The sequence below is a fragment of the Actinomycetota bacterium genome (assembly GCA_030776725.1).
Lineage (GTDB): Bacteria > Actinomycetota > Nitriliruptoria > Nitriliruptorales > JAHWKO01 > JAHWKW01.
Genome location: JALYHG010000134.1, coordinates 1 through 2,886 on the forward strand (window position 1 = coordinate 1; position 2,886 = coordinate 2,886).

Sequence of the window (2,886 nt, forward strand, 5' to 3'; positions counted from 1 at the left end):
TGCGGTCGTCGAGGAACCCCCGTGTCGCCGGCGAGTCGTAGACGGGCGGCCGCACCGCGATGATGCGCCGGTCTCCGAGGTCGATGGCCTCGCCGTCGTTGAGCCAGCGCAACCGGTGCAGCGGAAAGCCGAAGGCGTTGCTGTACCGCTCGACCAGCGCCCAACTGCAGACCAGCGTCGCGTTCGGACACGTCTCCATCACCGGCACGAGGTTTCCGGTGTGATCACTGTCGTCGTGCGAGAGGAACACCCAGCGGACGTCCGCCGGGTCGACGATCCCGAACACGTCGTCCAGCCACTGGCTGCGGTTGTTCACCGATCCGGTATCGACGATCGCCGGTTCCGCACCGGCGATCACCATCGAGTTGAGGTACACGCTGAGCGGAGCCCCGAGCGCGTGTTGCACTTGGTGAACGACCCAGGCGTCTCTGCCCACACGCCTCGGTGGAACGCGCGTGGTCGGCACTTTCGGAGCGAAGCTCATCGGTCCCTCCTGAAGGGCTCTCTCCGGCCCGTTCGCACCGCAGGACCTCGCTGGTGCGAGGCCACGGCGAGCGTGCAGGGTCAGCGCGACGCGGACATGAGGCAGAACCGACGTTTTCGCGGCGGCGATCCCCCAATTAAGAACGTGAGGTGCCCTTGACGAGCGTTCGCGCCGCGTACGCCACCAGCTCCGAGCGCCGACCGACGCCCGTCTTGACGGCCAGGTTGGCCACGTGACGCTCGACGGTGCGGGGCGACACGTACAGCCTGGTGGCGATCTCCTTGTTCGGCAGGCCCATCGCGAGGAGTCGGAGGACTTCCCACTCGCGCGACGTCACCCCGAGCGCCCGAAGTTCGCCGGGAACCTCCTTGTCGCCCCTCCGTCGCGGGACGGCGGCGCCGGCCTTCCGCAGGAGCGACCGGCACGCGGAGGCGAGCTGGTCGTCCCCGTGCCGGTCGAAGAAATCGAGTGCCTCGCGCAGCCACGGCACGGGGTCTCCCCAACCGTCCGCGACCGCGGCCTCGGCGACGAGCCGCCGCCCGAGGCTGCGGAACCACCGGTGGTCGTCGAGCGCACGATCGGCCTGGGCCATACTGGCGGCTGCCAGTTCGGCGTCGCCGGCGTGCCCTGCGGCGACGGCGTCGGCGTAACGCAGGAACGCCGACGTCAGAAAGTGGACCGACGCCTCCGGGAACTCGACATCCGAGGCATCGCCCTCCGGCCCGCCCAGCTGGAGGACGAGGGCCAGCAGCCCTGTGGCGGGCACCACCGCGTAACTCGGGCCTTCGGCCGCTCTCCGCACCGCGGCCAGAAGATGCCGCCGCGCCGCCATCCAATCCTCCTCCACGAGCGCCAGCAGAGCAGACGCGGTGGACGCCTTGACCTCGATGTCGGGGACGCCGGGCGCGAGCGCGCGGGCTTCGTCGACGCATCGCTGCAGCTCCGTGCGCCGCCGGTTGCGAGCGTGCACATACGCCTCCAGCGCGACCGCTGCCGCCAGCGTCTGGTCGAGCCGGTACCGCCGCGCCAGGTCGGCGGAGCGCTGTGCGGCGCGGGCCCCGGGCTCGGGGTCGTCCGCCAGAACGAGTGCGGCTGCGACCTGCACGTCGACGACCGCGGCGGTTGCGAGCGCCCCGTGGGCCAGCGCGAGCTCCCTCGCCTCCTCCAGCCGTCCGAGGGGGCGGCCGGTCAGCATGTCGATCGCGCCAAGCTCGTGTAGGACTCTCGCCCGCCACAGCGACATTCCATGCGCTTCTGCCAGGACGAGAACGCGCCCGAAGGCGTCCTCTGCCGCCGCAAGGTCATATGTGCGGTAGATCCTGCCGAGCACCTCCAGCGCCTCGCAGGCGACGTCCGCCAGGTCGAGACGCTCAGCCGCCTCCAGGGCGGCCCGCGCCAGTGCCGCAGCGCGCTCGGGATCGTCCACGATCGCCGTTTGAGCTCCCACCGCATCCAGCCGGGCCGAGAGACGCGCATCAGGAGCGGCTGCCGTCTCGCCACGCGCCCGCTCGAGATGCTCGTCGGCCTCGTCCCACTGGGTGGCGGCGACGGCGGCACGGGCGAGCAGGAGGTGGATCTCCGCCCGCCGCGGCGCCGACTGCGGGGCGTTTCCCAGCCGGGCCAGCAGCGAGTCGGCCACCTCCACGGCTCGCTCACGCTTGCCGGCGAACGACAGCACCCGCAACAGGCACTCGTCCACGTCGAGCCTCATGGGGTCGCTCGCGGGGAGCAAGGTGCGAGCGCGGTCCAGGGTTGCCTCCGCGGTCGCCAGCGCACCCCGCTCGAACGCCCCGCGAGCGTTCTCCAGGAACAGTGTGGTCGCGCGGCGGGGGTCGCCCGCCGCGGCGGCGAGCTCGGCTGCCAACTGCCCCCAGTCGTCATCGAGGTCGGGGTGTGCCGCCTCGACCGCCGCGAGGGCGCGACGCGACAGCGTCTGTAGCTCGCGTGGGAACAGGTCGGCGAGCACGGCGTCCCTCGAGAGGGCGTGCCGGAACCGGAAGCTGCCGTCCCCACGGTCCAGCGTGACGATCTGCGCGTCCACGGCCTGGTGGAGTGCGGCGAGGGCCCGGTCCTCGTCGAGCGCGGTGATCGCCGGCACGAGGCTCCAGTCGAACCGTCGCCCGAGCACGGCAGCGGCGACGACCACTGTTCGGCCGTCGTCGCCGAGCCGCGCGAGCCGTCGACGCATGCTCTCCGAGAATGTGGCCGGCACCACAACGTCGGTGGCGCTCGACAGGCGCCAGACTCCCTCGTCAGCGACGAGAACGCCGGCGGTCAGGCCGGCGGCAAGGAGCTCCTCGACCAGGAACGGCACGCCGCCCGCCCGTGCCGCGAACGCGACCACCTCATCCGACACAGCCGCCGGGCCCAGGCATGACTTGACCATGGCTGCCACGTCGAGG

Annotated in this window: 2 protein-coding genes; both read right to left on the reverse strand. The window is 71.8% G+C overall.

The window, feature by feature from the left end:
• On the reverse strand, nucleotides 1-406 hold a 406-nt coding region (locus tag M3N57_06365; protein MDP9022313.1), incomplete at its 3' end, for an MBL fold metallo-hydrolase.
• 214 nt (nucleotides 407-620) lie between these two features.
• Nucleotides 621-2,886: LuxR C-terminal-related transcriptional regulator (locus tag M3N57_06370; GenBank protein ID MDP9022314.1), on the reverse strand; the 2,266-nt coding region annotated here is incomplete at its 5' end.